We start from the raw sequence: 3,182 nt of genomic DNA on the forward strand, positions 1-3,182 counted from the left end.
GCTGCCGGGCCCAACGGGAGCAGTGCATGCCAATGCACCGCGACGGGCGGGAGCAGCCCGGGGCACGAATCCCAACCCAACCGCATTTTTCCGCAGCATTGCGCAAATCCCGTGTTATACACGGTGCAAACCCGTCAGAGGTCCTTATCCGCAAGAGTTTCGAAACATGAGCAGTTCCGCCACTTTGGAAAACCAGCTGCGCGAGGCCATCCTCGCCAAACCCGATGCCGTGCTGGAAGACCAGCATCTGATGAACGCGCTGGTTGCCGCCAACGAACGCGCCATGGGGTCCAATGTGGTCGACCTGCGCGGCATTGCGATGGAGCGGCTGACCGCACGGCTCGACCGGCTGGAGGACACTCACCGCTCGGTTATTGCCGCCGCCTATGACAACCTGGCCGGCACCAACCTGATCCACCGCGCCGTGCTGCGGCTGATGGAGCCGCAGGATTTCAACGCATTCCTCGCATGCCTGGAACAGGACATGCCGGAGATCCTGCGTGTGAACGCCCTGTCTCTGGTGCTGGAAACCGCCCAGCCCGGCGGCGCCGCGGTTGAGCGCAAGTCCGGCGCCCTGAAACTGGCAGGCCCCGGCTTTGCCGAAAGCTATGCCGGCCAGCCCCGCAGCACCCGCCCTGTCACGCTGCGGCAAACCCAGGGCGGCAGCCCGCGCATCTACGGGCACAAGGCTGAGTGGATCCGTTCCGAGGCCTGCCTGATGCTGAACCTCGGCGAAGGCCGCCTGCCGGGCATGCTGGTGATGGGCTCAGAGGATCCGCATCAGTTCTCACCGATGCAGGGCACTGATCTCCTGACTTTCTTTGCCGGCGTATTCGAACGCTCGATGCGCTGCTGGCTGTCATGACGCTGATCTCCCCGGCCTGCCGCGATGCACTGCAGCTTTGGCTGCAGCGGCTGGGCGGGCTGGAGGATGCCTCAGCCAATACGCTGACTGCCTACCGCGGCGATGTCGCGGCTTTCCTCGCCTTCATGACCGCCCATGCCGGCGGGCCGCAAGGTCTTGGCGCTTTGGCCAGAATCACCACTGCCGACATGCGCGCCTGGATGGCCTCGGAGCGCAGCAGCGGCACCGGCGCACGCTCGCTGGCGCGCAAATTGTCGGCGGTCAAGAATTTCTACCGCTGGCTGGCAGAGCGCGAAGGATTTGAACCGGCCGCCGTCCTGTCCGCCCGTGCACCGAAGTTCCAAAAGAAACTGCCCCGGCCGCTGGCGCCGGAGGCTGCCAAAGCGGTGCTGGAAACGGTGGAGCTGCAATCTCAGCAGGACTGGGTAGCCGCACGCGACGTTGCGGTGGTCACCCTGCTCTATGGCTGCGGGCTCAGGATCTCCGAAGCACTGGGGCTGGTGGGCCGAGACGCACCGCTGCCCCCGGTGCTGCGTATTCTCGGCAAAGGCAGAAAGGAGCGTGTGGTGCCCGTGCTGCCGGCGGCACGCGACGCAGTAAACCGGTATCTGGAACTGTGCCCGCATCCGCAGGAGGCTGACTCGCCGTTGTTCCGCGGCGTGCGCGGCGGTGCCCTCAACCCGCGCCAGATTCAAGGGGTAATGGCCAGGACCCGTGCCCAGCTTGGCCTGCCCGCCACCGCAACCCCGCATGCTCTGCGCCACAGCTTTGCCACTCATCTGCTGGAGGCGGGCGGCGACCTGCGTGCCATACAGGAGCTCTTGGGCCACGCCTCGCTGTCCACAACCCAGGCCTACACGGCAGTGGACACCACGCACCTGCTGGAGGTCTACAACCGGGCCCACCCCAAGGCGTGATTTGACCTGCAGCCCTGCCTGGCATTTGCTGGCAGATGGAGGACCGCTCTATGACTGCCAGCAACGTGATTCTGACCAGCGTGATGACGTGCCCGGTTTGCGGCGAAAAGACCGAAGAGACGATGCCGCAGGACGCATGCCAATGGTTTTTTGAATGCGGTGCCTGCCGCACTGTGCTGCGGCCTGAAGCCGGCGATTGCTGCGTCTTTTGCTCTTATGGCAGCGTGCCTTGCCCGCCGGTGCAGGAAGGCAGCGGCTGCTGCGGCTAGGCCGGCTGTCTGCGCAGATTTCCCTAAAATGCAATTCATTTAGAAGACGGCGGGAAAGCCCCTGTTAAGGCAGGGCGGGCCAGATGACAGAAACCGATCCAGAAAGGATTCTGCCATGACCGTACCCGGTTTTGCCGCCCTGTTTGCCGATGGCGCCCCTGCCGCCCCTGCTCCGCCGCCCGGCGGCCAGCCCTGGGAGCGGATCGGCGATCTTCCGTCTCAGCCCCCCTTCTCCTCGCCGGATATAACTGACCCTGCGCCCTTTGGCCGCCGGATGGCCCGGATCCAGTTTGCTGCGGGTACGGAATTCCGCCCAAGGCTGCATTGAACGCTTGCGGCCCTGGGGCAAATTCGCCATCAGGGAAGCATGACACCTCAGATCCGCGCCCTCTCCGTTCACCTGCTGACCGCAACCGGTGCCGTTTTTGCCATGCTGGCAATGCTGGCAGCCGCGGATGGCAAATGGAGCCTGATGTTCGTCTGGCTGGTGGTGGCCTTTGCCGTTGACGGCATCGACGGCCCGCTGGCGCGGCACTACCACGTCAAGCGCTACTCGCCGGAATTCGACGGGGTGCTGCTGGACCTGATCATCGACTATCTCACCTATGTCTTCATCCCGGCCTTTGCCCTGTTCCAGTCGGGGCTAATGGCCGGCTGGACCGGCTGGTTTGCCATCATCGTCATTACCTTCGGCAGCGCGATGTATTTTGCCGACACGCGGATGAAAACCAAGGATAACTCCTTCTCGGGCTTTCCCGGCTGCTGGAACATGCTGGTGCTGGTGATCTTTGCGCTGGAGCCCAGCCATTGGACCAGCCTGGTGCTGGTAACCCTGCTGGCCATCGCCATGTTCCTGCCGCTGAAGTTCATCCACCCGGTGCGCACGGTGCGCTGGCGCAAGATTTCCCTGCCGATGGCCCTGGCCTGGACCTTTTTTGCCGGCTGGGCCGCCTGGGTCGATTTCCACCCGGCCAGCTGGGCCCATTGGGGGCTGGTGGTGACCTCCGTATACCTGCTGTTTGTCGGTATTGCGCAGCAGATCGTGCCGGAGCGTCGGCGCAAGTCTTCCGCGGTTTGACGGTGAAGGGGCGCAGCCCCTCTGCGCCCATTCCGGGCGCATTCACCCCGGGG

At 64.4% G+C, this 3,182-nt stretch carries 5 protein-coding genes; all 5 read left to right on the forward strand.

The genetic code is table 11. The features are described 5' to 3' along the window. Window positions 1–166 precede the first annotated feature (166 nt). On the forward strand, window positions 167–865 hold the full coding sequence (locus tag RA20_RS02375; RefSeq protein ID WP_039124263.1) for a DUF484 family protein: 699 nt from the start codon (window positions 167–169) through the stop codon (window positions 863–865). Further along, window positions 862–1,782: a tyrosine recombinase XerC gene (locus RA20_RS02380; RefSeq protein WP_039124265.1), complete on the forward strand. Its 921-nt coding sequence runs from the start codon at window positions 862–864 to the stop codon at window positions 1,780–1,782. The genes RA20_RS02375 and RA20_RS02380 overlap by 4 nt, the downstream gene beginning before the upstream one ends. A 50-nt stretch (window positions 1,783–1,832) precedes the next feature. Next, window positions 1,833–2,051, forward strand: coding sequence for a GDCCVxC domain-containing (seleno)protein (locus RA20_RS02385; protein ID WP_039124267.1), 219 nt, complete (start codon window positions 1,833–1,835; stop codon window positions 2,049–2,051). A gap of 115 nt (window positions 2,052–2,166) precedes the next feature. Continuing rightward, on the forward strand, window positions 2,167–2,379 hold the full coding sequence (locus RA20_RS02390) for a hypothetical protein (RefSeq protein ID WP_039124270.1): 213 nt from the start codon (window positions 2,167–2,169) through the stop codon (window positions 2,377–2,379). Window positions 2,380–2,418: 39 nt separating this feature from the next. Continuing rightward, window positions 2,419–3,129: a CDP-alcohol phosphatidyltransferase family protein gene (locus RA20_RS02395; RefSeq protein ID WP_039124272.1), complete on the forward strand. Its 711-nt coding sequence runs from the start codon at window positions 2,419–2,421 to the stop codon at window positions 3,127–3,129. The last annotated feature ends 53 nt before the right edge of the window (window positions 3,130–3,182 follow it).

Origin of the sequence: Leisingera sp. ANG-Vp, from assembly GCF_000813725.1 — a bacterium.
In the GTDB taxonomy this organism is placed as follows: domain Bacteria; phylum Pseudomonadota; class Alphaproteobacteria; order Rhodobacterales; family Rhodobacteraceae; genus Leisingera.